Origin of the sequence: Paenibacillus glycinis (assembly GCF_009909185.1) — a bacterium.
In the GTDB taxonomy this organism is placed as follows: Bacteria; Bacillota; Bacilli; order Paenibacillales; family Paenibacillaceae; genus Paenibacillus_Z; species Paenibacillus_Z glycinis.
This window is the reverse complement of the sequence record NZ_JAAAMV010000012.1, coordinates 225,589-251,099: the sequence shown is the minus strand read 5'-3', so window position 1 is coordinate 251,099 and position 25,511 is coordinate 225,589. Positions and strand designations below refer to the sequence as shown.

Below are 25,511 nucleotides of genomic sequence, written 5' to 3'. Positions count from 1 at the left end.
AATATCCGTTTTCGCTTCTTTTTCTATTTAAGTGGTTTTCTCAAGCGATACTTAGGTGGCAAGCATGGCATGATCATCTTTTCAACACTTACTGCAAAAATCGCAAACTCTAGTTTTTAAGGCTGCGATTAAGGAGAAGCCTATGTTAACGTTTACAACTAAAGCTGAGTCGCTCGAAGCGTGTGCTTCTTTAATTCAATTCGCCCGCATATTGCCGCAAATTCGTTTTACAGTCAATCAGTGGAACCATGACCGATCATTCGTTATGAATCAAGTAAAGGAACAAGGATGGTTATCAAAGGGTGTAATTGTTCGTAGTAGTGCGATTGCCGAAGATAGTGAGTATCAATCTCTTGCAGGAAAATACATGTCGGTCCTACATATCAACAACGAAATTGAGCTTGAGCGTGCTGTTCATGAAGTGATTTTTTCATACGACAATAATCAGCCAGAGGATCAGGTATTTATACAACCAATGTTGCATAACGTTACATGTAGTGGAGTAGCCTTTACAAGAGATCCCCATACCAGCGCTCCATATTATGTAATCAATTATGACGATAGAAGCGGACAAACCGACACTATTACTGCGGGTAGCAGCAACGAATTGAAAACTTTTTATATTCGCCGTTACAAACGTGGGATTCCTCCTCTTATAGATCTCCCTATTAACATAGAACAGGTCGTGAAGCTTCTTGAGGAGCTTATGGAGTATAGTCAAAGAGATTGCTTGGACGTAGAATTCGCCTTTGCGGACAACACACTCTATTTACTTCAGGTCCGGCCTCTTATTGTGTCAACTACATCAACCTTATACTACAAACAAGAAGAAACACTTAGTCGTATTGCAGACAAAATTAATCAATGGAATAAAAGGCACCCTTATCTCTTTGGAGAGAGGACGCTTTTAGGGGTTATGCCCGATTGGAACCCTGCTGAAATAATTGGAATACGACCTCGTCCTCTTGCAATGAGTTTATATAAGGAGTTAATTACTAATAGTATTTGGGCATCCCAAAGGGCTAATTATGGCTATAGAGATTTGCATGGATTTCCTTTAATGGTCGATCTTAATGGACTTCCTTATATCGATGTGCGTGTAAGTTTTAATTCATTTCTACCTTCAGACCTTTCCGCACCTCTATGTGAAAAGTTGATTAACCATTACCTTAGTGAACTCGAAGCAACGCCTGCTAAGCACGACAAAGTAGAATTTGATATAGTATTTTCTTGTTTTACGTTTGATATTGAGGAGCACTTGCAAAAACTAGGGCATCACGGTTTTTCAACTTCCGAACAAGAAGAATTACGACAGACGTTACTTAGGCTAACGAATCGAATTATTGGTGAAGGTCTTTGGAAGAAGGACCTTGATAAAATTCAAAATCTGGTTGCTCGGCATGCGCTCATAATGGACAGTCCGCTTGATACAGTAGGCAAAATATATTGGTTACTTGAAGATTGTAAGCGGTATGGCACTCTTCCGTTTGCGGGATTGGCACGGGCCGGATTTATAGCTGTTCAGTTGCTACAGTCCCTAGTACACGTTGGAATCATGAATGAGGGCGAAAAAGAGCAATTTATGCGATCCCTATCTACCATTAGCGAGAAGATCGGAATGGATTATACAAGGTTAGAAAAAAGCGAATTCCTGCAAAAATATGGGCATTTGCGTCCTGGGACATACGATCTTTTATCAGCCCGTTATGACGAAGAACCTGATCATTATTTTGATTGGGAAAAGGCACATTGCGATGATAAGAAAAACGACATTTTCTATATTTCGCTTGATCAAATGAATCAAATAAATGCACTTTTAATGAAACATGGGATCTTAGGGGATGTAGTTGCATTATTTAATTTCATAAAAATATCTATAGAAAGTAGGGAATACGCAAAGTACATTTTCACAAAATCGCTCAGTGATGCATTACGATTATTTGAATTGGTTTGTGAGGAACACGGGATTTCAAAAGAAGAAGCAACGTATGCCAACATTCGGAGTCTGTATGATTCATTCGGAACTGCTAATGATATAAAGACAGTGTTGGAAACAAGCATAGAATTGGGCAGGACACAATATGAAATAACAAAACAAATAGTATTGCCGCCATTAATTGGGGAAAGCCGTGATTTGTTTGCATTTCACCTCCCGCCTTGTGAGCCTAACTTTGTTACTCAAAAAAAAGTCACTGCACCTGTGACCATTCTAGGAGAACGAAAACTAATGGAAGGAAGCATTGTATTTACTGAACAGGCAGACCCAGGCTATGATTGGGTCTTTACACAAGGAATTGTGGGATTTGTTACGCTCTATGGCGGGAGAAACTCTCACATGGCGATTCGTGCGGGGGAGCTTGGAATTCCAGCTGTCATAGGAGCAGGAGAAAGTTTATACCGGCAATGGGCAAAAGCAAAGGTGCTTGAGATTGACGCTATAAATCAACAAGTTAAGGTGATTCAATGAATGCATCGCCACGTATTTTCGTAACGCAGCGCGAAATCTACATCACTGACACCGATGAGAAGAGGGATTCGTTAGATCAACATTGGATCACTTTTCTTTTAAAGTGTAATTTATTACCCATTGTTCTTCCAAGTGAAAAGTCTCTTGTCAAGCAGTATATTCAACTATTTCCCCCGGATGGTATTCTCCTCACTGGAGGGGGAGATCTCTGTTTATTCGGCAATGGGAATCGTGAAAGAGAAGAAGTAGAAGATTATTTGCTTGATTGGGCTCGGGAATATAGTATCCCAGTAATCGGGGTATGTCGTGGGATGCAATTACTTCAGACGCGTGACGGAATGAACTTAGAACGGGTAAGCAATCAGATCACAGCTACACAAAAGATTATCGTTGAAGGGACCTTTCAAACTGTCAACAGCTATCATGTGTGGGGGACAAAAGAAACAAGTGACAACTATTATGTATGGGCGAAAAGTGAAGAAGGAATTGTTAAAGGGATACTTCATAGGGAAAAACCAATATATGGTATTATGTGGCATCCTGAGCGAATCAATCCTTATCGAGTAGAAGATCAAAAACTGTTCGAATGCATTTTCACGAAAAGAATGGATCACAATAGGACGACTCCGACAGAGTGTCTCAGATGAAATCCTGGAATGAATGAGTATATGTGAGATAAACTCTCATAAACGAGGAACGGGGAACGATGGTATAGGCAAATAACATAACCTCTATGAAATGGCGGTGTGGGAACCTTTCCCACACCGCCATTTTTTATTTTTACATTTGCGTTATCTGAGGCATCCGAAAGAACTGTTGATTCAGATATATTCATGCTGATATTCAGCGGACTTCTGTTTAAGTTTTAAGGAGCCCTAACTACTCTTTACTAAGAGCTGAGTTATTTTCATAAAGCTCGGAAATAATGAATAAATGAAAGGAGAAGTTACATATTTATTAATGAATGCGACTATTTAAGTTATAAATAATGTTCAAAATTATTTTGGCTTAGAAAGACTTACCCCGACCTGTTTTCAGCGTGGATGGGGATCACCGGAAGCTTTTGAAGAAATCTACCAGTTCGCTAGGGCATCCAGGAGTTCTAATGTTTGATGAGCCAGCACAGCATAGTATTGTCGTTAACGATATGGAGCAGTTTTTCAATACAATCTCAAAAATGAAGGACGTCCAAATAATTGTAGGTATTACTGTTAAAGATAACGGTACTCGACAGGCGATAGAAAATTTAAAACGAGATACTTATAAAATTATTAAGGTACCAAACAAGGCTTTTCTATTGGTCAGGTGATGAATAAAAGAAAATTTAACTATAGTGGTTTCCAATTTTCTTTGCATGGTAATTTCTGATGGTTTCAGACTTTTTATTTTTCATGTTTATCATATGTCGCGGCAAATCCAGTAAAATTAACAAATTTAGTTCCAGAGATTTTTATCACCTGACATAATTGGGGAGATTAAATTATGGAATCCTCATAATCACTCCGCCTCGCGCAGATCAAGTCGGCCATCGAGAAGAATCAGACCGACGGCGATTGATAACAACGATAAAGCAACGAAACAGGCTGCCGATAGGCAGCCTGTTTCGATTCGGTTAGATAGGGGGAGCTCGCGCGGCTAACTATCGACCTTTAAAAAGATGATGCATGGATGCGCAGCGTAAGTTTTTGTTGAAAACCAAGCTTCGAGTAAACATCTAATCCCATGGGCGTGGACTGAAGAACGGCTAACTTCATTCCGGCAACTTGCGCTTCGCGAAGAGCATGAGCCATCATGGCGCTTCCTATGCCTCTAGATCGATAGGACTCGCTGGTAGCTACCGAATAAAAACCAACGATGTCTCCATCCGAGAACGTTATTAATGTCGCCACCGGCTTCTCGTCCATGATTCCTAAATAGCGACGAAGTTTCGGGCTTGACGAATCCGTCAAAAAATCCGATATGGGCACAGCGGTAACATCCCCAGGAGCATGTAAGCTCAGTTTCATTTGCCTGAATTGTTCAAGTTGTTTAGATTCGAGCACTTCGCTAACCGCCAATCCTTCTACGGAAGGGATCGCGATTTCTTGTTGATCGAGAGGAAGCTCCATGCCGGTCAAGCTTCCCGCGTGGACAAAGTGATTGGCCAGCAGCGATTGATGAAGGATCTCGTCTTCTTGCTCCGAGAAAGTCATCCAATTGGCGCGTTGACCCCGAGCGCGATAAGACGAAGCGATCAATTGAACCTCATCCGGAAGGTCGGGTTGTTCAGTGTTCAGATTGCCGTATACGGAGTTAAACACGCCATAAGGAACGTCGGATTCCGTTCGAATCATTTTGTCGTCTCTAATAAAACGAAGATGCCGGCAGTTCCTGCTTAGTTCTTCTAGGCTGTTCAGCATGTTCGACACGATGACGCCAACGTTAGGCGAGTGCGTACTTTCGTTCGTTTTCATTTGAGTGGCCTCCTTGTAGGTTTCGTTCAATACTCTCTGCGTTGGGCGAGGCGAGTTTTATTATATTTCTAAACTAACTATTTAGTCAATTAGATGAATAAGGCAATGACTCGTAACGTTACTTATGGTTGAATCGCCGTATGCTGGGGATGTCTATTGCATAAACAAACATGAATCGTCGTAGCGTTCACCAGGTTCTTGCGAAGAGCATGGATCGCTCGGCGATTTACGAATGGAAGGAAAATGCAATCCGAAATTGTTGACTAACTGTTTAGTTATATATTATAGTACAGTCAACCGGACGCGATGAGCTCCGGAAACAAGATGAAAGAAGGAATTTATTCATGTCCAAAATCGCTATTGTAACCGGCGGCAGCCGAGGAATCGGTCGCAGCACCGTACTTGCGCTGGCAGATCGCGGCATTGACACGATCCTGACATATAACACCAACAGCGAAGAAGCCGAAGAAGTCGTTAAGCTCGTTCAAGAATCCGGCCGCAGAGGCGTCGCGCTGAAGCTGGATGTTAGCAGCACGGCTGCGTTCAATGCTTTCGTCATGAGCGTGAAAGGCGTTTTGGCCGCATGGGGCCAAGAACGCTTCGATATATTGGTGAATAACGCAGGCACGTCCCACCATGGCACATTCGCCTCTACGACGGAAGAAGAATTGGATACGCTATATAACGTTCATTTGAAAGGGGTCTTCTTTCTCACGCAAAAGCTGCTTCCGGTCATAAATGACGGCGGCGAAATCGTGAATATTTCGACAGGCTTGACAAGGGTAATCGTCGGCAGCGCTCCTTACGCGGCCGTAAAAGGCGCTATCGAAGTATTAACGAAGTATCAAGCGAAGGAGCTTGGACCTCGTCGCATCAAAGTAAACGTAGTCGCTCCGGGCGCCGTCCAAACCGACTTCAGCGGAGGCATGGTGCGCGATAATCCGCAGGTCAACAAGATGGTATCGGATATGACCGCTCTTGGCCGCCCTGGGCTTCCCGAAGACCTCGGCATGATGATCGCGTCGCTCGTATCGGAAGAGAATCGCTGGGTCAATGCGCAGCGAATCGAAGTTTCCGGCGGTATGGGCATCTAATTCGATTCTTCGCAACACATCACGATCTACTGGAGGCAATACGAACATGGCACAGATCTTATTTAGTACGACGCCGCTTCACGGACACATTAACGCAAGCTTGCTGCTTGCCAAAACGTTAGTCGAAAAAGGGCATGAAGTCGTTTGGTATACGGGAAAACGGTTCAAAGAGACGATCGAAGCGATCGGTGCGCGCCATATCGCAATGAGCTTCGATTACGACGACCGGAAATTGGAAGAAGAGTTTCCGGATCGCCGGAATCATGCCGGAATAGAACAAATGAAGCACGATATGCGCGAAATATTTTTGAAGCCGACCCCTACTTACGTTAGAGAGATTCGAAGCATTCTCGAGACGTTCCCCGCGGAGGCGATCGTTGTTGATCCCTCGTGCTGGTTTATGCTGCCGATGATCGAATCCGGCGAGCTGAAAAGTCGCAAGGTCGTCGTTACCGGATTTACCGCGCTGACGGTATCCAGCGTTGATACGCCTCCGTTCGGTCCCGCGCTGCCCGTTACGCCCGGCGTGGACGAGCGCGAAAGAAATATCGCGATGAACCATCAGTTCGAAAATGTGATTTTCGCGGACGTACTTCAATATTTTAATCAACTGCTGTCCGATAACGGGCTGCCGCAGGTCCATGTTTACATTTTGGATGCCATGACTAAGCTTTGCGATTTGTACCTCGAATATACGGTTCCCGCCTTCGAGTATCCGCGATCCGACCTGCCGAGCACCGTGCGTTTCGTGGGACCGATGTTGGACAAAAACGCGAAGACGCCGGAAAATCTACCGGACTGGTGGTCGGAGCTGAACGGTGAACGACCGGTCGTGCACGTTACTCAGGGAACGCTCGACACCGGGAACTTTAACCGGTTAGTCGTGCCGACGATCCGGGCGCTGGCCGAAGAGGACGTGCTCGTCGTCGTGAGCACGGGCGGACGACCGGTGTCCGCGATCGGCGCCGATCTGCCGGCTAACGTGCGCGTAGCGGAATACTTGGCGTACAACGCCTTCTTGCCGTTGGTCGACATCATGATCACGAATGGCGGTTACGGCGGGGTACAGCAAGCGCTCGCCAACGGTGTGCCGCTAATCGCGGCAGGCGATTCGGAAGACAAGCCCGAGGTTAACCAGCGCATCGCCTGGTCCGGTGCCGGCCTTAACCTATTGACGGGCGCGCCATCGCCCGAGCAGCTCCGCGACGCGGTGAGGACGGTGCTGGCTGACGGCAAGTACCGGATACGCGCGAAACAATTGCAGGAGGTGTTCGCGAAATACGACGGTCCGCGCGACGCGGCACGATTGCTGGAACAACTGATCGACAATGGCGGTCTCTAATTAACGAGATAACGGATGGCGGCATAAGGGATTCCCTTAATGCCGCTGTTTTCAACTAGGCAAACCGCGCTAAACGACCCATTCGGTTCGCGCCCGGGTTGTGTCACCACCTTCGACTGCGCTTTCTATATCCCGTTCCCTTAATCGTCATTCTGATGGGTATGCCGCTTATTTCATCCGTTTAGGAAAGTGTGATATAGTGTAAATACTGATTTTGTGAACGGGGTGGAGGATGCATGAGAAGCGCTGAATTGACAAAAGAGCGGATTTTGGAAGCGGCAATGAAGGAATTTTCGGATTTCGGCATCGCGGGCGCGAGGGTCGATCGAATCGCGGAAAATGCCGGCTGTAATAAGAGCCTGATTTACAATTACTTCGAGAGCAAAGAGTTGCTGTTTCAGTATGTGCTGAAACTGCATCTAACCCGCGTCTACGAAGAAATCGATTTTACTCCCGAAGATTTGCCGTCCTACGTGACGAAGGTATTTGAATTTTCGATGGGAAATCAGGATTTAATTCGATTAATGGTATGGGATAGTTTGGAAATGCAAAATAATAACATCGATACGCGAATCGTTAAGCGGGAAAAAAAGGTGAACGAGATCGAACAGGCCCAACGCGACGGCTTGATCGGAAAGACGTTCTCGCCAAACTTCCTGCTCACCCTCATCATGACGTTGTCTACCGCATGGACGAAGCCGAACCCGTTCGGTCCTTCGTTAGATCCGGACGGAGCAGGCGACGATTCCGACAAGATTAAGGCTGATCTTGCGAAGCTCATAGGAATCATCGTGAAGAGTTAACCTGTCGAAGTTTGAACAATCGAAGCTTTGGAAAATAATCTCCGATTATTTTTCGGATGCTTTTTTTTTCGCTTCTTAACTGGAAGGCGTTGTTCCGGTTCACATAAACTTCATAGCGGATGAATAGGCTATTTAATTGACTAAACGTTTAGTTAGTTATATGGTTTAGAACGAAAGGCGATCACATAAGATGACCGTTTTATCATTTTTGGAAAAGAGGGATAGAAATGACCGCGAAAATCGTTTCGCCGGTAAATCGGACGGCGATCGTTATTATTCTCATGTTAGGCACCTTCATCGGAATGTTGAATCAAACGCTGTTGACGACCGCATTGCCCCATCTCATGCAAGATCTCGATCTGTCGAGCAATACCGCGCAATGGTTAACGACTTCTTTCATTCTAATGGCTGTTCGGTCTAGTAGCCGCATTCGCTCCCGCGATCGGCCCGGCTTTATCGGGCTGGATCATCGACAATTACTCCTGGCGCGTGTTGTTCGAGATGCTGCTGCCGGTTGCCGTTCTCGATCTCGTTGCGGCGGTTTTCTTATTACGAAACGTTACCGCGCTGAACTCGCCCAAAATCGACGTGCTTTCGATCGTTCTATCTTCGCTTGGTTTCGGAGGACTGCTGTACGGCTCGAGCATCGCGGGGACGGCCGGTTGGGGGAGTCCTGAAGTGGTCGCGACCCTGGCCGGATCGATCCTCGCGCTGACCGGATTCATTTATCGCCAATTGAAGTTGAAATCGCCCATGCTCGAATTCAGAGTATTTCGTTACGGCAAGTTCACGCTGTCCACGTTGCTTGTCATTATCGTGTTCATCGCGTTGCTCGGAGAGTTAATGCTTCTCCCCATTTACACGCAAAATATGCTGGGCTGCACCGCGCTGGAATCCGGATTGATGCTGATGCCCGGCGGCATAATCATGGGAATCCTGTCTCCGGTCACCGGGAAGATCTATGATAAAATCGGCGCTAAATGGCTTGCCATAATGGGATTGTCCATTGTCGCCTTCAGTACGTTCATGCTGACGCATCTTGAACCGGACACTTCGCTTCTCTATTTAGCGATCGTTAATTCCCTTACGATGATCGGCGTGGCGATGGTCCTGATGCCGCTGACCACTTCCGCGCTGAATCAACTGCCGTCGCGCTTGATCCCGCACGGCACGGCGATGACGAATACGTTGCGCCAGGTGGCGGGGGCGATCGGAAGCGCCGTATTGATCAACGTGATGACGAACAGCGCGTTGGATCCCGTCAAATTCGGCATCGACGGCTCGGTTCATGGCGTTAATGTCGCGTTTGAAGTCGTAACATACGTATGTTTGGCTGGATTGATACTTGCTTTATTCGAAAAAAGGAAATCGGAAAGGACAAGCGGTACGCAGTATGAAGCCATGGAAAATCTGGCGAATCGAACGGTTGGCGGAAATGAATAAACTGGAATTTATTGATAATAGACTAAATAGTTAGTTATATAATATAGTTAAACTTACCGGCCGGTAACAGGTTCTCAATAAATTTCGACGCGATGACACATGGAGGATAAGCACATGAAAATCGGCATCAAAAAGAAGGCGGGAGCGTTGCTGCTTGCCGCTATAGCTACGGCATCTTTGCCTGCAGCAGTATCCGCAAGCGAAGCTGGACTCACGATCTCCATTAACGGAACGAATTTGGTTTCTTCGGCTAACCACGTTGCGGACGGCAGAGTCTACGTCGATCTGAAAAGCTTCTCGGCGTTCACTGGGTTTACTTTCTCCTATGACGGCAAGAAGCATTCCGCAATCGTAAACGGAAAAGAAGTCAAAGCCGTTGAAACGAAAGGCACGCCGACGGTAGCCATTAAAGATCTGGCGAACGCGGTAGGCGCGAACGGTTTATCCTGGAACGGTAAAACAAACACGGCTCAACTTTTCTTCGCATCCAAACTCGTCGTATACGGGGATATCGTTTCCGAGTTGGCAGGTTGCGTGCTGCAGAACCGCTTCTCCGTCGGCGACGGCATCGTTTTCCGCATGAAGGCTTTTAACCCGGTTACGGGCAAGCTAGCCGAAGACGCGAACATGCAAGTTCATCTGGCTACGGGCGAGGTTCTCGATATGCAGTTGGGGCTCCATCCGCCGGGCGTGCCGGGCGCCGAGAAATTTTGGACCGCGAAATACAAAGTAACGGATAAAACGCCGAAAGGAACCCTCGGCTATTATGTCACTGCTCAATCGCCTTCCATGAAAGGCGTTTACAAGCCGTTCCAAGTTATGCCGTCGCTGATTACGATCGTTGACGCCGAGCCCGCGGCAGCGGGAGCCTCGACCCGATGATTCGAACGGTTAAACCTTGCGCGATAGTAAGCACGCTCCTCTTGCTCTCTTCCGTCCTAATCGCGTCGAACGTGTCGGCGGAAAAGAAGGCTGCTTCCGTTACGCCTTCCGTTATGATCGAAGAAAACAACAGCACGGTGGGCGCTGTCGTACATTATTCGGCCAAAGGACTGGAACCGAACGCTCCCGTTAAGCTTCAGTGGGAAACGGAGCAGGGCAGCTATGACATTCAAGGTATTTATACCTTGATCGGTCCTTCCTACAAGCTGGAAGAGCATACGATGACGATGGGCACGACCGACGGTTCGGGCGACTGGAACGGAAGCTTCGTCGTGCCGAAAGGCTTCGGTGGCGACCATACGATTTACGTGAGACAGAACAACAAGAAAGTCGCCCAAACGAATGTATTCGTCGCTCCGACCTTCCGTTTGTTCCCGGAGTCGGGACCTGTCGGCACGGAAATCACGGTGCTGGCCGAGGGTATCGGCTACGCGGCCATGGAGAGCAACTGGCAGCTGTCCTACGACAACAAGATGACGGGGTTGATCTCCGCCGTATCCACGAACGGGAGCGCGACCGCGAAAATTCGAGCCGCAGGCCCGGTTGGCAAGCATTCCATTACCATCTGGCATGGTTACCTGGGTATGCCCTACTTGAACTATACGGAAGCGCCGACCTCCTATCTGCCGGTGCCAAGCTATTCGTTTACCGTTACGGATGAGGCTCCGATCGTCCGGAATGAAGTCGAAGCGCAACCGATGGCTGCCGGGGGAGGCGTGCGAATGCCGCGGCTCGCGAACAAAACGGGCGTGAGCGCGACCTTGAGCCGATCCATCGGCCATGTCGGGGATTCCGTGACGTTGAAGGCGAGCGGACTGCCTGCCGGCAAGCAAGCGGATGTGGTCTGGCATACGATGGAGGGAAGCCGGGTTACGGGGAAAGGCTTCTCGGAAAAGACGAGATCGCTCGGAACGATTAACGCGGACGGCAGCGGAAGTTTAAGCTATGACTTTCCGATTCCTGACGATCTGGGCGGCGTTCCGCACCGAATTGAATTGCAGGTCGGAGGGGTAACGTATGCAGAGGCATACTTGGCGATCTCGCCATCGATTGCCCGAATTACGCCATCCTCCGGGCACGCAGGGACCGAATTCACGATTCAGATCAAAGGCGTCGGCTGGACGGAATACGACAACGCGTATTACTTGGATTACGATAATGCCTATGTAGGGTATATGTGCGGCTTTAACAGCCAAGGCACCGTCACGTTTACGGTCACGGCTACGGGGGAGCCCGGTTATCATATCCTCGATCTGTATCCGGGCATTTATCGGGGCAAGCAAGCCGATCCGGACGTATACGTGGCGCCGCAACTGACTTACGGCGCGGATCATCCGGGTTCGGCTATTCCGGCCATCCGAATGGGTTTCATGCTTACCGAGTAGAACAAAGTTCCGAGATCGAATGCTGGCCGTTTGCAGGTCATGACGGCCGGAATTCGGTCTCCTTCATACATGTCATTTAACGACTAAATATTTAGTTAGCAAATAATACAATCGGACTGGCGGAGGGACATCATGAAAGGCATCATTCTTGCCGGGGGCACGGGATCTCGCTTATATCCGCTTACCAAAGTGACGAACAAACACTTGCTGCCGGTAGGCAAATATCCGATGATCTTCCATGCCATCGTCAAATTAAAGCAGGCGGACATTCAGGATATTCTGATCGTCACGGGAAAAGACCATATGGGGGACGTCGTTAATCTGCTGGGCAGCGGCAGGGATTTCGGGCTGTCGCTCACGTATAAGGTGCAAGACGAAGCCGGCGGCATCGCGCAAGCGCTCGGTTTGGCGCAAAATTTCGTTAACGGCGATCAGATGGTGGTCATTCTCGGAGATAACGTGTTCGAGGACGACATCGCGCCGTATGCCGAGCGTTTTCGTTCGAACGGGAGCGGAGCCAAGATCCTCATCCAAGAAGTTCCGGATCCGCAGCGGTACGGCGTGCCGGAACTCGCCGGATATACCATTCGATCCATCGAGGAGAAGCCGCGCGTTCCGAAAAGCCGTTATGCCGTCACGGGCATCTATATGTACGACAGTAAGGTGTTCGATATCATTCGTACGTTGGAACCGTCGGGGCGGGGCGAATTGGAAATTACGGACGTCAACAACGCTTATATCCGCGCGAACGAATTAACGTACGACGTGCTTCGAGGCTGGTGGACGGACGCAGGGACGCATGCTTCCTTAAGCTTGGCGAACGAACTCGCGAAGGATGTCCTGTTCGGAGAGGAATTCGGCAGACTGAAGCTCTAAACGCAATGGATGCAAATCTATCCGAAGGAGTGTTCGAGATGAGGGTTATCGTATTCGGCAAAGGAACCATTGGGACGGCGATCAAAAAGGCTTTGGAAACGATGGGGCATGAAGTGGTCTCCGTTTCGCGCAACTCGGGCGATTATCGCGCGGATATCGCCGATAAAGCAAGTTTGGAAAAGCTGTTCGGTACGATCGGACCTTTCGATGCCGTGGCGAATGCGGCATCGGAGGCAGGCATGGGACTATTTGAAACCTCGAGCGACGAACAATGGGAACAATCGTTAAACGGGAAGCTGATGGGGCAAATCAATATTGTTCGGACTGCGCTTCCGTTTATCTCCGATAAAGGGTCCTTCACGCTCGTTTCCGGCGTATTAACGGAGGAGTATTTGCCCGGAGGCGTTGCTAGTACGACCGTTAACCATGCCATAGAAGGATTCGTCCAAGTCGTGCCCACGGAACTGCCGCGCGGAATACGCATTAACTGCGTAAGTCCGACGGTCGTGACGGAATCGATGGCTAAGTATGCTCCTTTCTTTCCGGGATTTATTCCGGTTGAAGCGAGTAAAGTCGCTCAAGCCTATGTACGTTCGATTACTGGAATCATCACCGGGCGCATCTTAAAAGTCGGATTTTGAATGAACGTGATTCCCGCATTGCCTTGCGGTCGGAATGCAAGCAGAGCGCGACCTTCGGGTCAGCGCTCTATTTGTTTGCAATGGGCGTTCGATGAATCAAGGTAGTGCGGTCGCGAATTTTTTTCAGCTAGCGGCTTTTACGAGAGTCGGCGTTTTCCGGTAATGCGTTGCCTGCTCGTAATCATACGCCATGCCGAGAATATCGGCCTCGCTCCACATTTTGCCGATGATGGCCAGCTCGAACGGGGAACCGCTCGCATAATAACCGGCGGGTACGGTGACAAGGGGGACGCCGGCAATGTTGATTTCGGAGACGGTCGTCGCCCCGATATTTTCGGTCTTGTTTGCCAGCTTCGGCGTTTCCTTGAACATTTGCGGGAAGATAAGCGCATCCAGGTCATTACGGTCCATGACGGCATTCATGATTCGCAGGTACTCCTTGCGCACCTTCGTGAAATTGGTCAAATCCGGAAACGCGGAAGGATTCTTCAAAGCATCCGGATAGCGGGCTAGCACGTCGGGGGTTTGGCCGGTCTTGGCGATCAATTCATTGACCGAATGGATGGCCGCCGAAGGTCCGAGGCGCTTGAGATATTGATCCATGTCGTATACGACGGATTCGATGCCTACAGAACCGGCAGCTTTAACGAAGGCTGCAAAGCCGCTGCCGGCAAACGGGTCGGCCACGACCGTCGCGCCTTGCGCCTCCAATTCCTTCACGGCCCGTTCGTACAAGGCTTGCGTTTCTTTGGTCAGCGGCTGATTTCGCCAGCCCGGCCCATACAGGCCGATGCGTTTGCCCTTCAGCTCGAAGTCGTTCATCTTCGAGGTATACCCGTCGACGGGCATATTGCCGATCGAGGCTACCGTCTTCGGGTCTTCCGGCGTATACCCGGCTATGGCATCTAACATAAGCGCGGCATCGTGAACGGTGCGTCCATGGGCGCCTACGACGTCGCGCGTGCTGCCGCCGAGCGGAACGACGCCGACGTTCGGAACAAGGCCGAAGGTCGGTTTGATCCCGACCAGCGCCTGTGCGGCGGCCGGGTTCTGAATCGATCCGCCGGTTTCCTCCGCGATGCCCAAGACGGCGAAATTGCCGGATACGGAGGTAGCGGTACCGCTGCTGCTGGCGCCGGGGACGAGGCTGCGATCCACGGCGTTATAGGTATCCCCCGCCCAACTCGTACTGGCCCTTGTGCCGTCCGAACTGAAAGCCGGTATATTCGTTCTGCCGATAATAATGGCGCCGGCCGCTTTAAGTCGCGCCACCACGGGGGCGTCCTTTTCGGGAATGAGCTTGATGCCGCCCGAGCTCGGATCCAGCGGTTTCCAACCCATCGTCGACGGGAAACCAGCCATGTCTACCGCTTCCTTAATGACGATCGGAATACCCGCAAGCGGACCCTGCTTCTCGCCGGCCGCCAGGCGCCGGTCATAGTCCCGTGCCAGTGCGAGCGCGTCGGGATTCATTGCGGTAAAGGCATTATAATTGGACTCATACGTGTCAATTCGATCGAGATAGTCCTGAACGACTTGTTCGGCCGTGTACTTTTTCGCCGCGTAGCCGGCCTGAAGTTCATCCACCGTAACCTCGGCAAATTGAAAGTCTTTGGCTGCGCTGGCCGGTACCATCGTAATGCCGGTCGTTAACAAAACGCCAAGGAGCATGATCGTGCTTATCCGTTTTAACATGGTTAATCTCTCACCCTCCGCTCTTAATAGTAAAAAGCGCAATGATTTCGAATCCCCAAACAGGCTATAAGCAACCCTCGCTTCCCGATTCCATCGAAACCTCGTATCCGCCGGGACATGCCGGTTACGAACGAGCTTCGTGAAACATACGGTAGCATAAAACTGGAAACATGTTAATATAGCTAACATAAATTGCTACAAAATACCCAATCCGCTGCATAAAATGAAAAATATGTCATGTAACATAACATAAAATTGTTGCGTAATACCGTTGGGCCGTTCACGACACTTGAAGCGTATCGCTTACATCAAGGTAACTATGTGAACTTATTTTCAGTACTACAGGAGGAAAGGCCGAACTGCTATACTTGAAAACGGACGATTTCATCGTTGCTTTTAGAAGCTTCTTACTCTCTCAGGAGGTTATACGATGACAATGCCACAACGTAAGCTGGGTTCAACAGGGATAATCATCGGGGAAATCGGGATGGGCGGAATGCCGTTGTCCGTGAACGGGCGGCCCTCCGAGGAAGACGGCATCAGAACGGTGCATGCTGCATTGGAGCAGGGCATTACGCTGTTTGATACAGCCGATTCGTACTGCTTGAATTCGACCGAGGTCGGTCATAACGAAAGACTGCTGGCCAAAGCTCTGCATGATCGTCCCGAAGCGATCATCGCGACGAAGGGCGGACACATTCGTCCGGAAGGACGCTGGGAAACAGACGGACGTCCCGAGTATTTACGTCAAGCGTGCGAGGACAGCTTGCGCGCACTCGGTGTCGAAGCGATCACGCTCTATCAATTCCACCGTCCGGATCCGAAGGTTCCGTTTGCCGAATCCGTCGGAGCGGTCGCGGACTTGCAGCGGGAAGGGAAAATCGTCCACGCGGGGCTGTCGAACGTATCCGTCGCGCAACTGGAAGAAGCCCGCGGAATCTTGACGGTCGCGAGCGTTCAGAACCGGATGAACGTATTCGACCAATCGTCCATGGACGTGCTGAAGCGCTGCGAGGAGCACGGCATCGCTTTCCTGCCGTACAGTCCGCTGAACGGGATGGGCAACGCAGGCGGCATCGGCAGCAACGAGACGCTTTCGCGGATCGCCGGCCGCCATGGCGCGTCGCCGCAACAGATCGCGATTGCTTGGCTGCTTCAATTATCGCCGGTCGTGCTGCCGATCCCCGGCGCCAGCAAAGCAGCGAACATCGTCAACTGCGCCGGCGCAGCCAACTTGAAGCTGTCCGCGGAAGATGTGGCCGAGCTGAACGGCATCGCCGCTCAAATCACGGCCTGATCATAGCCTCGCCGCTCGTAGCGATGACCCGATTAGGCGGTAACGCCGGTTCGAGGGACAACGCGAGTATCCCATTCAAGCAGCCGCTCCAGAAACCGCCATGTTCGCATGGAGGTTCGGGTGGTGCTTGGAGGGGATCTTTTTTATGTCGAAAGGGGCAGATCGGACAACGCATGCATCGAAACGCGAAGCATCGCATGCATCGCGCATCTTAGCATTAAAATGCCGAAGGGTCGTGGACGATGCGAACTGAAATTCAACCTGCCAACTACAGGTTGCCGCTCTTTTGTGCAGTTACGCTGCTATTCTGGTTCTCGATGTATACCTGCGTTCCCATTCTGACCGCGTATGTAGAAAGCATGGGAGCATCGAATAAGATGGCAGGGCTGATCGTAGGCATGTATGGGCTTAGCCAAATGGTGTTGCGTATTCCCGTCGGCATCCTGAGTGATCGGATTCATAAGCGTAAACTGTTTATAGTGATCGGGTTATTGTTCTCTACCCTGTCCGGTGCAGGCATTCTGGTGACGCATGATTTGAACTGGATCCTTTTTCTTAGGGTCGCGGCGGGCATCGCGGCATCGACGTGGGTCGACTTTACGATTCTTTTTGCCAGCTACTACGCCAATCACGAAACGACCCGTGCCATGGGAACGATTGCGGTCTATAATTCTTTGGGACAGATGCTGGGGATATTGTGCGGGGGATGGTTCGCGGATCAATTTGGCTGGGAGTCGGCTTTTCTCATTGGAGCCGTCGTCGGATTGATCGGGATGGCGGGCTCCTTCTTCATCGTGGAGAAATTCGATGACCAGGCGGCCCCCATAACCCTGCAAGGGATACAAGAGGTGGCAAGCGATCGCACGCTGCTGACCGTTTCGTTTCTCTCGATTTTGTTTCAAGTGCTGACGTTTGCGACCGTCTTCGGGTTTACCCCCGTGTTTGCCCAGTCGCTCGGAGCCACCAAGCTGGATATGGGGCTGCTTACATTCTGTTCGACGTTGCCTACCGCGCTTGCTTCCTGGATAGGCGGCAGGCATTTGGCCCGTAAGCTTGGAGAGCGGAGGGTTATCATGCTGGGATTCATTCTGAGCGGCTTGTTTACGGTCTGTATTCCGTTTACCGGCTCGCTATGGTTTCTTATTGCGACCCAATCGCTGGCCGGGTTTGGTCGAGGCTTTACGTCTCCGGTTCTTATGTCGCTCAGCATCAAGCATATGGCGCCCGAGAAACGCGCAACGGCCATGGGATTCTACCAAGCGATCTACGGATTGGGGATGTTCGCGGGTCCTTTATTTATGGGGGCTGCGGGGGATTGGCTGACCCTGCGGGAAGGCTTTGTGATCGTTGGCGCGCTGGGGTGCGTGACTGCCGTGCTGGGGCAAGTGATGTTGAGAAGAGTAGTCGGTAGCGGAACGGCATCGAGCGTGGCTTCAGGTCGATCATAGCTTTCATGATGGGCAGGATAACGGATTGCTTCTCCCGTATGATAAGATGGAGGTATCTATATAACGGAGGGGCATAACGTGACAATAGGATCGCAAAACGATATCGATGGTTTGAAGGAAATCGGCAGAATCGTTGCATGGACGATAAGCGAGATGAAACGTCAGGCGCGCGCGGGAATGACGACACGGGAGCTGGATGATATCGGGGGACGGATTTTGGAGAAGCACGGAGCCGTGCCTGCGCCTAAGTCGACGTATAACTTCCCGGGCCACACCTGTATCAGCGTCAACCATGACATTGCGCATGGGATACCGGGGAATCGAAAGATCGGCCCGGGCGATCTAATCAACATCGATGTTTCGGCCGAACTCGGAGGCTATTTTGCGGATGCCGGACACTCGTTTACCATGCCCGCTTGCGACCCGTCTTTGACGCGTCTCTGTCAATACGCGCACGATACGATGATGAAGGTGATCTCTTCGCTGAAGCATGGCGTGAAATTGAACGAAATCGGCAGGATTATTCAAAGCGAAGCCGAAAAAGGCGGCTACAACGTGATCAAGAATCTGTGCAGCCACGGCGTGGGCAAATCCCTGCACGAGAGCCCGACGGAGATTCTTCCCTATTATAACAAGCACGACAAACGCGTATTGAAAGCGGGCATGGTCATTACGATCGAACCCTTTCTATCTACCGGCGCCGGCTATGCCGTCGAGCAGCGGGACGGGTGGACGTTAACCGTGCCGGACAACAGCTTCGTGGCCCAACATGAGCATACGATCATCATCACGGAGGATCGGCCCATCATCGTGACTGTGGCCTAGACGATTCGAAGGACGACCAGCTTGTTGGCGTGTTCGTTAACGGATTCGATGGCATAAACGGCAGCAGCCCAAGACCTTTATTGCGTCCTGGGCTGCTGCCGTCTGTATATGAAGGGACGTTTTATTCCAAGCACATCTCCTGCAAGGCTTCCCGTTCTTCCTCCAGCAAGCCGAATTCTCCGGCCAGATAAGCGTCGACATTGCCGTACGTCATCTTGATTGTCCCGAAAACCGCTTCCATGAACTCCTCTTTGACGCCCAGCATCTGTTCGATATTGCGCAGCTCCGCTTCGTCGACATGCCGGCCAAGCCGTTGCAGCTGCATGTCGTTATAAGCTCTCATCGTCTCGTTGGTCAGCAGATAATCTTCCATGATGGTTGCTTCCGGCACGCCGAGCGCGAGCAGGATCAACGCGGCCCCGACGCCCGTGCGGTCCTTGCCTGCCGTGCAGTGATGAAGGAGTCCCAGGTTGTCCGGACATTGGATAAGGCTCATCAGCCGTTTGTAGGACGGATTATTGATCGGAAGCCTCGCATACAGCTCCAGCAAGTAGGCGTTTGCTCGAAATTGTTTGAAGAACCCGCTCTTGACCAAATCTTCGATAAAGTGCTGGCTTCGCTCCCGGCCCTGCATGGCACCCGGCAAGTTCATGCGGGAGATTTGATCCTCGGGAACGGCCGATACGCGTATATTTTGGACGCCGGCTACTGCCGGATCCGGCTTATGGCGGGCTTCCCCGCCGTCGCGGAAGTCGAATATCGTTCTGATCTTGAGCGCTTGAAAAGCGGTCAGATCCTGCGCCGACAGGGCGGTCAGTTCATCGGAGCGAAAAAAAAGACCGTATTTGACCGTTCTTCCGTCGGCCGTTCGATAACCGCCCATATCGCGAAAGTTGTGCGTCCCTTGAAATGGAATGATTCGATTCATGCGTGTACCTCGCCGGTTGAATTTGAAAAAAAGAATGCCGGGGAGGCGGTTGAACTCCGGGCAGCGGCCCTCAACCGGTACCCGGCCGGACGAATCCTGATTTAATGCCGCTAATACTGCTACTATTGCTGCGTTTTAGCCCACTCGTCCAGCTGCTTTTGTTTCTCGGCCACGATCTTATCGGCGCCGGCAGCCTTCAATTTGGCGATGAATTTGGGCAGAACCTCCTTGGGATCAAGCGTCCCCGTTTCCAGTCCGATCGAGAATTCGTTAACCACGTTGCTGGCCGCAGCGATTTCCGTCTTCACGTTAGTCACGTCGAATGTAAAGCCCAGCGCCTTCGACGGCGTGGCATTCTTGTTGAATGCGTCGATCTTCTTCCAGATGTCCGGGTCTTCCGCTGCCCAGTTATAGGACAGGAACTGATTGCCGAACAAGTAGGATAAGTTGAAATTATAGCCGACGTTCGTAATATCGATGCCTTCCGGAAAATCGATGACATTGTCCGATTTCTTCACGTAATCCTTGCCTTCGATGCCCCAGGCGAGCAGATTGAACAGCTCTTTGTCCGAGTAGAGCAGGTTCATCAGCATCATCGCCCTGTCCGGATCCCCGGAGCTTTTCGGAATCGCCCACATGGAATTGTTGATCATATCGGAAGTCGCATGATCGGCGGTCAGTCTGGCGCTGACCATCTCTTGGCCGACGACTCGGGAGGCTTCCGCGTCGCTGCCGGGCTTCAAATTCCCCAAGATCGCAAACGCCTTTCCCGCCTTCAGGAGCTCGTTGCCGCTTTGTTTGCTCGTGGCAGCGTCCTTCGGCAGGTACCCCGCCTGATACCAGCCATGCATCAAATCCAATTCGGCTGCATATTGCGGCGTTTCATACCAATCGGCCACTTTCAACCCGTTATCGTAATCGGGCAACACGCCGATGCTTCCGCCCAGTGGGTCGAAGGGCAGATAACCCGCATAAAACGGAGAGGTACCCGGGTTCTTGGCGACAAGCGGCGTGACGTCCGGCTCGTTCCCTTTGATGGTCTGGAAGACGGCGGTCAGATCGTCCAGCGTCTTGATCTTGGTTACGTCGATATGGTACTTGTCGACCAAATCTTTGCGCATCATAATGCCGTAGTACTGGGCCATGTCTTTGATGGTCGGAACCGCATAGAGTTGACCGTTTACTTTAGCGGTCGATAGCTGGGCCGGTGTCACGACTGCCTGGATGTCGGAGCCGTACTTCGCTAACAGGTCGTCGAGCGGCGCGTAGACCCCGTTGGCCGCCTGCGAAGGGAAATTGGTCAACGTGGAACCGATGATCAGATCCATCTTCTCGCCGCTCGTAAGCATCAGGTTCGATTGCTGCGCCCACTGGCTCCTGGCGATTGGCATCACTTTGATCGTAGCGTTGATTTTCGCCTTCAAAATGTTGTTCATCGCTTCCTCGACCTCGGGCAAGTCCTTCTGATCATCGCCCCAAAAGGCAATCTTCAGCTCGTAAGGCTTTAGGTCGGATGCGCTTGGCGCCGACGCCGTTGCCGCGTTAGATGACGAAGACCCGTCGGCGTTTTGGGCATTGCCCGCGGTATTCTCGTTAGCGGCATTGTTGGCGCCGCCTGCGTTATTGCTGCCGTCGGCATTATTGGCGCCGCAGCCAGCCAGCAGCATACCCGATGCCAGCAGGACGGCCAATCCCGCTTGCGCGGCATTTCGTTTCTTCAACATGATTAAACCCTCCAAGTGAATGTTATTATGCCAACCAGTGCGTGACTGGATAAAGCCTTACCCTTTGATCGCGCCAATCGTAAGTCCCTTCACGAAATAACGCTGGAAGAACGGATAGGCGATCAGAATCGGAACGATCCCGATGACCGCCATCGCCATGCGCACCGTCTCGCGCGGAACGTCCGTCAATTCGGCCGCATTGCCGCCGGCGAAATTGCTGCTGGTCAGGAAATCGAAGTCGAGCAGGATGCGGTTCAGCAGGTTTTGCAGACTGAACAGCTTGCTGTCCGTGATGTAGAGCATGCCGTTAAACCAATCGTTCCAATAGTGGATCGTTTGAAACAACCCGACGGTCGCCAGAATCGGCATCGACAGCGGCAGCACGATCTGAACGAACGTCCGGAATTCCCCGGCCCCGTCGATATTGGCCGACTCGATGACGGGAAACGGAATCGAGGTCGCGAAAAACGTGCGCATCATCATCACATAGAAGGCGTTCATCAGCAGGCCCGGCACGATCAGGCCGAGCAGCGTGTTCTTCAGTTCGAACAGCTGCGTGTAGACCAAGTATTGCGGTACCAGCCCGCCATTAAGCAGCATCGTGAAGAACACGACGAACGACCAGAACCTGCCGAGGGGCATGTCCTTTCGCGACAGCGGGTAAGCCAGCAGCGCCGTTATGATCAGGCCGGCAGCGGTCCCGATCAACGTAATGGCGATCGTGATGCCGTAAGCATGCAAGATCCGGCCGATATCGTGCCATAAATACTGATAGGCTGCCAGGCTGAAGGTCTCCGGAAAAAAGGAATACCCGTGACGAATGATCGACTGCTCGTCCGTAATGGATGTGATGAACAGCAATAGGAAAGGAAGCAAGCAGCAGGCCGAAATGACGAGCAGCACGAGGTGCACGAACCATTGGCCGATGGAGTTATTCGTTTTCATGCGAGCCACCCTCTTAAAATAAAGCATGATCTTTGTTCAGTTTCCGGACGACGAAGTTGGACACCAGCACCAAGACGAAGCCGACAAGCGACTGGTATACGCCGGCAGCCGAGGACATGCCGACATCGCCGAGCGTCATCAGGGCGCGGTAGACATACGTATCGATCACGTTGGTCGTCGACTGCAGCGCGCCTGCATTCAGCGGCACCTGATAGAACAGGCCGAAGTCGGAGTAGAAGATGCGGCCGATCTGCAGCAGCGTCATAATGGTGATGACCGGCGCGAGCAGCGGAATCGTGATGCGCCGGATCTGCTGCCACTTGCCGGCCCCGTCGATCATCGCCGCCTCGTAATACTCGGGATCGATGCCGATGATCGAGGCCAAGTAGATCACGCTCAAGGAGCCCGCGCTGATCCAGATATGAACGGCGGTCAGAATATAGGGCCAATAACGAGGCTCGCTGTACCAGGAGATGTCCGGCAAGCCGAGCATGGGCAGTATCGTTCGACCGAGAAAGCCGGTATCCGCGCTCAGCATCGCGTAGACGAGATAGCCGACGATCACCATCGAGATCAGGTAAGGCAGCAGGATTACGGTCTGATACATGCGCGACAGCCACCGTTTCCTGACTTCATTGAGCATAATCGCCACGCCCGTCGGCACGATCAGGTTCAAGCAGATGAAGGCGGCATTATACAGAATGGTGTTTCGGGTAATCAGGAGCGCGTCGGAAGTCTTGAACAAATACTCGAAGTTCTTGAATCCGATCCAGTCGCTGCCGAATATGCCCTTGGTATAGTTGAAATCCTTGAACGCGATAATGACACCGAACATCGGCAAGTAATTGTTGATCAAGAGGTAGAGTAGGCCCGGCACCATCATGAGACCTAACGCGGCGTATCGCCGGGGACTTCTTAACCTTTTGCCGGCCGCTAGCAGCTTCATTTCGATTTTCCCTTCTTCATGCTTACGAATTGGCTGCGCTCGGCACCTGACGGTAAGGCGCCGCAGGCGCAGTTCTATCCATGCTAGTCCGCAAAGCGCGACAATTCCACGCGGAACAACTCTTCGTTCGGCGTCGGCAGATTGATCGTCTCCACGGATGCTTGGCCGTACGTCACGGTGACGAGGTTATAGCTGCAGACGTTATAACCCGCGACGAGGCCGTCCCCGACTCTCTTCCCGATCGTGAAGGACCCGCCGCCGACGACCTGGAGAATGCCGTCATAGGTCCCGACGTTGTGCGAATGCACGTGGCCGGCGAAGACGCCGATGAGATCGCGCCCGGTTTTGAGCACGGCGCTAACCTCATCCGCGTTCGTCAAATTATACTTGGACGCCACGTTGTTGACCTTCAGCATCGGATGGTGAAACGCGATGACGGTACCGTTCGGCGCCGTTGTTTTCAGCTCTTCGGCCAGCCAATCCAATTGCTCCCGGTCGATGAGGCCGAACCCGGTCTCTTTGCCGGCTTGCACTTCCGAGTCAAGCCCGATCAGGCGCAATCCCCCGATGGTCGTCGAGTAGTAATACGGCTGCTCGGAAGGCGCCGCGCCCAGATAGCCTTCCCGGAAAGCCGAGCGATCGTCGTGATTGCCGAGCACGACATGGACAGGCGCGTTAACGAGCGCCGATCCTTCGTCCGCCAGCTTGCGAATATAGGCATAATCCGTCACGTTGCCGTCTTGCGCGAGATCGCCGGTAATGACGACAAAAGCGGGATCGAAGCCGGAAGTGTGCACGTCTTGAAAAATGCGCTTGGCCTTTTCCGCCATGTTCACGGACCAAACCTCTCGGCCGGGCGCGTTCATGTGCGTGTCCGTCATATGGACGAAGCGTACGGTCTCCATCTTGTTCTACCTCCGATAAAAGTTGGTTGCATGCAATAAAAATTATTATGCATACAAGTATTATTGTTTTAGCATGTAAGCGGAGTGTTATGGCGGATTAAGGGTTTTGTAAATAACGGCCAAATAAAAAGGAATAAATGTATGCTTATGGAAATGAAGCATCTAAAAAAACCGCTCCCGTCTCAGCGACGGCAGGCGGTTCTTCGGTTTGCCCCAGTATTCAACCTGATTACAAGTATCGCACCAATTCCTCGCGGGTATTCCGCATCGAATCGAGAAACGCTTTCTTGGCATCCGGAATATTGCCTTCGCACAGAAAACGGAACATGTCGGAATAGAGTTTTTTGCTTGTATAGGGGCGATTCGGGCTGGTGGCGGTACGGTACACCACGACGTAAAACAGGATTTTGTCCTTGTACACATCGAACGTCTGCAGGATGCTCTGGTTATGAACCGTTGCCAGCAGCGTCCGCATGAACAACAGGCAATTTTCGTAGTATTCTCGGTAGCGCCTCTGCTCGCTCGCTTCGATCAGGCGGTCCAAATGTTCCTTCATGATCGGCAAGGCATCCTCGTACTGCTCGGGCTCCAAGGCGTCGATCACATAGACGTACAAGGCTTGAATCAAGTCGAGCATGTCGTACAATTCCTTGATATCGACGCCTTTGACGAGCGTGCCGCGTTTTTTGAGCGGTTCGACGAAGCCTTCGCGCGACAGCAAGGCCATAGCATCGCGCACCGGCGTCCGGCTCATGCTCATTTCGGTCGCGAGCTCGTTTTCGGACAGCAGGGTGCCCGGCAAAAAGTCGCCGTTCAGCAGCTTTTGCCGGATTAGGCGATAGGCGGTTTCCACCAGGGGCGGATTGGACATGATTAACGGCTCCTTAGTCGTGATTTCTTCTTCCTTGAAACAAAGCAGGCAAAGTTGATAGCCGGATCGAATGCTGACGCCGCGGCCCGGAGCCTGCTGCTAATGCGCCGGAATGCCGCCGCCATCAAGGAAGCGGGAAAAGGGGGCTGCTCGGCGTTGCCGAAGACGTCCCTTAAAAAAATACATACAAGAATTATTGTCCTTGTATGTAAGAAAGATATTATTGTTTTATTAACAATTCGTAAATATGCACGTCTGCGAATGCTATCTGCTGCTCGCTCTGCATTCTATCCGAGGCGCCGCCGTTATCGCTCAACATTTCAAAGCACCGCCTTCGCCATGCATCCGCTCCGTGCGGGACAACGGCGCATCGAATAGCGGAATCGGCAAGTGCGAACAATAGGTCTTGATCCGAGTTGTGCATGCCGACCGCGAGCGTCAAACGTTCGGGGTCTTCGTCTTGTCGCTATGTTCGTCCAGA

22 protein-coding genes are annotated in these 25,511 nt (G+C 51.4%); 14 read left to right on the top strand and 8 right to left on the bottom strand.

Annotation, left to right across the window (positions count from 1 at the left end):
• Window positions 1–142: 142 nt before the first annotated feature.
• Complete coding sequence (locus GT019_RS16700; RefSeq protein ID WP_161744321.1) at window positions 143–2,467, top strand: PEP/pyruvate-binding domain-containing protein; 2,325 nt, start codon at window positions 143–145, stop codon at window positions 2,465–2,467.
• Window positions 2,464–3,114, top strand: a complete 651-nt coding sequence (locus GT019_RS16695) for a gamma-glutamyl-gamma-aminobutyrate hydrolase family protein (RefSeq protein WP_161744320.1) — start codon at window positions 2,464–2,466, stop codon at window positions 3,112–3,114. Before GT019_RS16700 ends, GT019_RS16695 begins: the two co-directional genes overlap by 4 nt.
• A gap of 1,002 nt (window positions 3,115–4,116) precedes the next feature.
• On the opposite strand, the gene GT019_RS16690 is transcribed toward GT019_RS16695, so the two are convergent.
• Window positions 4,117–4,920: a GNAT family N-acetyltransferase gene (locus GT019_RS16690; RefSeq protein ID WP_161744319.1), complete on the bottom strand. Its 804-nt coding sequence runs from the start codon at window positions 4,918–4,920 to the stop codon at window positions 4,117–4,119.
• 344 nt (window positions 4,921–5,264) lie between these two features.
• Here GT019_RS16690 and GT019_RS16685 point away from each other — a divergent pair, with 344 nt between their 5' ends.
• From GT019_RS16685 to GT019_RS16650, 8 genes are all read left to right on the top strand, one after another.
• A complete protein-coding gene (locus GT019_RS16685; protein ID WP_161744318.1) occupies window positions 5,265–6,014 on the top strand; it encodes an SDR family NAD(P)-dependent oxidoreductase in 750 nt (249 codons plus the stop codon).
• 46 nt (window positions 6,015–6,060) lie between these two features.
• Entirely contained in the window at window positions 6,061–7,356 is a 1,296-nt protein-coding gene (locus tag GT019_RS16680; RefSeq protein ID WP_161744317.1) for a glycosyltransferase, read from the top strand.
• Window positions 7,357–7,592: 236 nt separating this feature from the next.
• Window positions 7,593–8,159, top strand: coding sequence for a TetR/AcrR family transcriptional regulator (locus GT019_RS16675; protein ID WP_161744316.1), 567 nt, complete (start codon window positions 7,593–7,595; stop codon window positions 8,157–8,159).
• Between the two features lie 408 nt (window positions 8,160–8,567).
• Complete coding sequence (locus GT019_RS16670) at window positions 8,568–9,602, top strand: MFS transporter (protein WP_407945086.1); 1,035 nt, start codon at window positions 8,568–8,570, stop codon at window positions 9,600–9,602.
• A 114-nt stretch (window positions 9,603–9,716) separates the two neighbouring features.
• Window positions 9,717–10,484: a hypothetical protein gene (locus GT019_RS16665; RefSeq protein WP_161744315.1), complete on the top strand. Its 768-nt coding sequence runs from the start codon at window positions 9,717–9,719 to the stop codon at window positions 10,482–10,484.
• Window positions 10,481–11,929, top strand: a complete 1,449-nt coding sequence (locus GT019_RS16660) for a hypothetical protein (protein WP_161744314.1) — start codon at window positions 10,481–10,483, stop codon at window positions 11,927–11,929. The genes GT019_RS16665 and GT019_RS16660 overlap by 4 nt, the downstream gene beginning before the upstream one ends.
• A 132-nt stretch (window positions 11,930–12,061) precedes the next feature.
• Window positions 12,062–12,805 (top strand): sugar phosphate nucleotidyltransferase, encoded by a 744-nt coding sequence (locus tag GT019_RS16655; RefSeq protein WP_161744313.1) that lies wholly within the window; start codon window positions 12,062–12,064, stop codon window positions 12,803–12,805.
• 38 nt (window positions 12,806–12,843) lie between these two features.
• A complete protein-coding gene (locus tag GT019_RS16650) occupies window positions 12,844–13,446 on the top strand; it encodes a short chain dehydrogenase (protein ID WP_161744312.1) in 603 nt (200 codons plus the stop codon).
• A 123-nt stretch (window positions 13,447–13,569) separates the two neighbouring features.
• Here GT019_RS16650 and GT019_RS16645 read toward each other — a convergent pair whose 3' ends face one another.
• On the bottom strand, window positions 13,570–15,141 hold the full coding sequence (locus tag GT019_RS16645) for an amidase (RefSeq protein ID WP_161744311.1): 1,572 nt from the start codon (window positions 15,139–15,141) through the stop codon (window positions 13,570–13,572).
• A 430-nt stretch (window positions 15,142–15,571) separates the two neighbouring features.
• On the opposite strand from GT019_RS16645, the gene GT019_RS16640 reads away from it, so the two are divergent.
• The 3 genes from GT019_RS16640 to map all read left to right on the top strand — a co-directional run bounded on the left by GT019_RS16640 (window position 15,572) and on the right by map (window position 18,711).
• Complete coding sequence (locus GT019_RS16640; RefSeq protein WP_201755418.1) at window positions 15,572–16,438, top strand: aldo/keto reductase; 867 nt, start codon at window positions 15,572–15,574, stop codon at window positions 16,436–16,438.
• 242 nt (window positions 16,439–16,680) lie between these two features.
• Complete coding sequence (locus GT019_RS16635; RefSeq protein ID WP_161744310.1) at window positions 16,681–17,886, top strand: MFS transporter; 1,206 nt, start codon at window positions 16,681–16,683, stop codon at window positions 17,884–17,886.
• A 78-nt stretch (window positions 17,887–17,964) separates the two neighbouring features.
• Entirely contained in the window at window positions 17,965–18,711 is a 747-nt protein-coding gene (map, locus tag GT019_RS16630) for a type I methionyl aminopeptidase (RefSeq protein WP_161744309.1), read from the top strand.
• A gap of 121 nt (window positions 18,712–18,832) precedes the next feature.
• Here map and GT019_RS16625 read toward each other — a convergent pair whose 3' ends face one another.
• From GT019_RS16625 to GT019_RS16600, 6 genes are all read right to left on the bottom strand, one after another.
• Window positions 18,833–19,639, bottom strand: coding sequence for a tyrosine-protein phosphatase (locus GT019_RS16625; RefSeq protein WP_161744308.1), 807 nt, complete (start codon window positions 19,637–19,639; stop codon window positions 18,833–18,835).
• Window positions 19,640–19,761: 122 nt separating this feature from the next.
• Window positions 19,762–21,363: an ABC transporter substrate-binding protein gene (locus tag GT019_RS16620; protein WP_161744307.1), complete on the bottom strand. Its 1,602-nt coding sequence runs from the start codon at window positions 21,361–21,363 to the stop codon at window positions 19,762–19,764.
• Between the two features lie 57 nt (window positions 21,364–21,420).
• A complete protein-coding gene (locus tag GT019_RS16615; protein ID WP_161744306.1) occupies window positions 21,421–22,308 on the bottom strand; it encodes a carbohydrate ABC transporter permease in 888 nt (295 codons plus the stop codon).
• 13 nt (window positions 22,309–22,321) lie between these two features.
• Entirely contained in the window at window positions 22,322–23,254 is a 933-nt protein-coding gene (locus GT019_RS16610) for an ABC transporter permease (RefSeq protein WP_235948340.1), read from the bottom strand.
• An 83-nt stretch (window positions 23,255–23,337) separates the two neighbouring features.
• Window positions 23,338–24,159 (bottom strand): metallophosphoesterase family protein, encoded by an 822-nt coding sequence (locus GT019_RS16605; RefSeq protein ID WP_161744305.1) that lies wholly within the window; start codon window positions 24,157–24,159, stop codon window positions 23,338–23,340.
• A gap of 229 nt (window positions 24,160–24,388) precedes the next feature.
• Window positions 24,389–25,030, bottom strand: coding sequence for a GntR family transcriptional regulator (locus GT019_RS16600; protein ID WP_161744304.1), 642 nt, complete (start codon window positions 25,028–25,030; stop codon window positions 24,389–24,391).
• Window positions 25,031–25,132: 102 nt separating this feature from the next.
• On the opposite strand from GT019_RS16600, the gene GT019_RS16595 reads away from it, so the two are divergent.
• Window positions 25,133–25,408, top strand: a complete 276-nt coding sequence (locus GT019_RS16595; protein ID WP_161744303.1) for a hypothetical protein — start codon at window positions 25,133–25,135, stop codon at window positions 25,406–25,408.
• Window positions 25,409–25,511 lie beyond the last annotated feature (103 nt).

Coding starts and splice junctions, on each gene's coding strand:
- GT019_RS16700 (WP_161744321.1), top strand. CDS start 143: ATGTTAACGTTTACAACTAAAGCTGAGTCGCTCGAAGCGTGTGCTTCT.
- GT019_RS16695 (WP_161744320.1), top strand. CDS start 2,464: ATGAATGCATCGCCACGTATTTTCGTAACGCAGCGCGAAATCTACATC.
- GT019_RS16690 (WP_161744319.1), bottom strand. CDS start 4,920: ATGAAAACGAACGAAAGTACGCACTCGCCTAACGTTGGCGTCATCGTG.
- GT019_RS16685 (WP_161744318.1), top strand. CDS start 5,265: ATGTCCAAAATCGCTATTGTAACCGGCGGCAGCCGAGGAATCGGTCGC.
- GT019_RS16680 (WP_161744317.1), top strand. CDS start 6,061: ATGGCACAGATCTTATTTAGTACGACGCCGCTTCACGGACACATTAAC.
- GT019_RS16675 (WP_161744316.1), top strand. CDS start 7,593: ATGAGAAGCGCTGAATTGACAAAAGAGCGGATTTTGGAAGCGGCAATG.
- GT019_RS16665 (WP_161744315.1), top strand. CDS start 9,717: ATGAAAATCGGCATCAAAAAGAAGGCGGGAGCGTTGCTGCTTGCCGCT.
- GT019_RS16660 (WP_161744314.1), top strand. CDS start 10,481: ATGATTCGAACGGTTAAACCTTGCGCGATAGTAAGCACGCTCCTCTTG.
- GT019_RS16655 (WP_161744313.1), top strand. CDS start 12,062: ATGAAAGGCATCATTCTTGCCGGGGGCACGGGATCTCGCTTATATCCG.
- GT019_RS16650 (WP_161744312.1), top strand. CDS start 12,844: ATGAGGGTTATCGTATTCGGCAAAGGAACCATTGGGACGGCGATCAAA.
- GT019_RS16645 (WP_161744311.1), bottom strand. CDS start 15,141: ATGTTAAAACGGATAAGCACGATCATGCTCCTTGGCGTTTTGTTAACG.
- GT019_RS16640 (WP_201755418.1), top strand. CDS start 15,572: ATGACAATGCCACAACGTAAGCTGGGTTCAACAGGGATAATCATCGGG.
- GT019_RS16635 (WP_161744310.1), top strand. CDS start 16,681: ATGCGAACTGAAATTCAACCTGCCAACTACAGGTTGCCGCTCTTTTGT.
- GT019_RS16625 (WP_161744308.1), bottom strand. CDS start 19,639: ATGAATCGAATCATTCCATTTCAAGGGACGCACAACTTTCGCGATATG.
- GT019_RS16620 (WP_161744307.1), bottom strand. CDS start 21,363: ATGTTGAAGAAACGAAATGCCGCGCAAGCGGGATTGGCCGTCCTGCTG.
- GT019_RS16615 (WP_161744306.1), bottom strand. CDS start 22,308: ATGAAAACGAATAACTCCATCGGCCAATGGTTCGTGCACCTCGTGCTG.
- GT019_RS16610 (WP_235948340.1), bottom strand. CDS start 23,254: ATGAAGCTGCTAGCGGCCGGCAAAAGGTTAAGAAGTCCCCGGCGATAC.
- GT019_RS16605 (WP_161744305.1), bottom strand. CDS start 24,159: ATGGAGACCGTACGCTTCGTCCATATGACGGACACGCACATGAACGCG.
- GT019_RS16600 (WP_161744304.1), bottom strand. CDS start 25,030: ATGTCCAATCCGCCCCTGGTGGAAACCGCCTATCGCCTAATCCGGCAA.
- GT019_RS16595 (WP_161744303.1), top strand. CDS start 25,133: ATGCGCCGGAATGCCGCCGCCATCAAGGAAGCGGGAAAAGGGGGCTGC.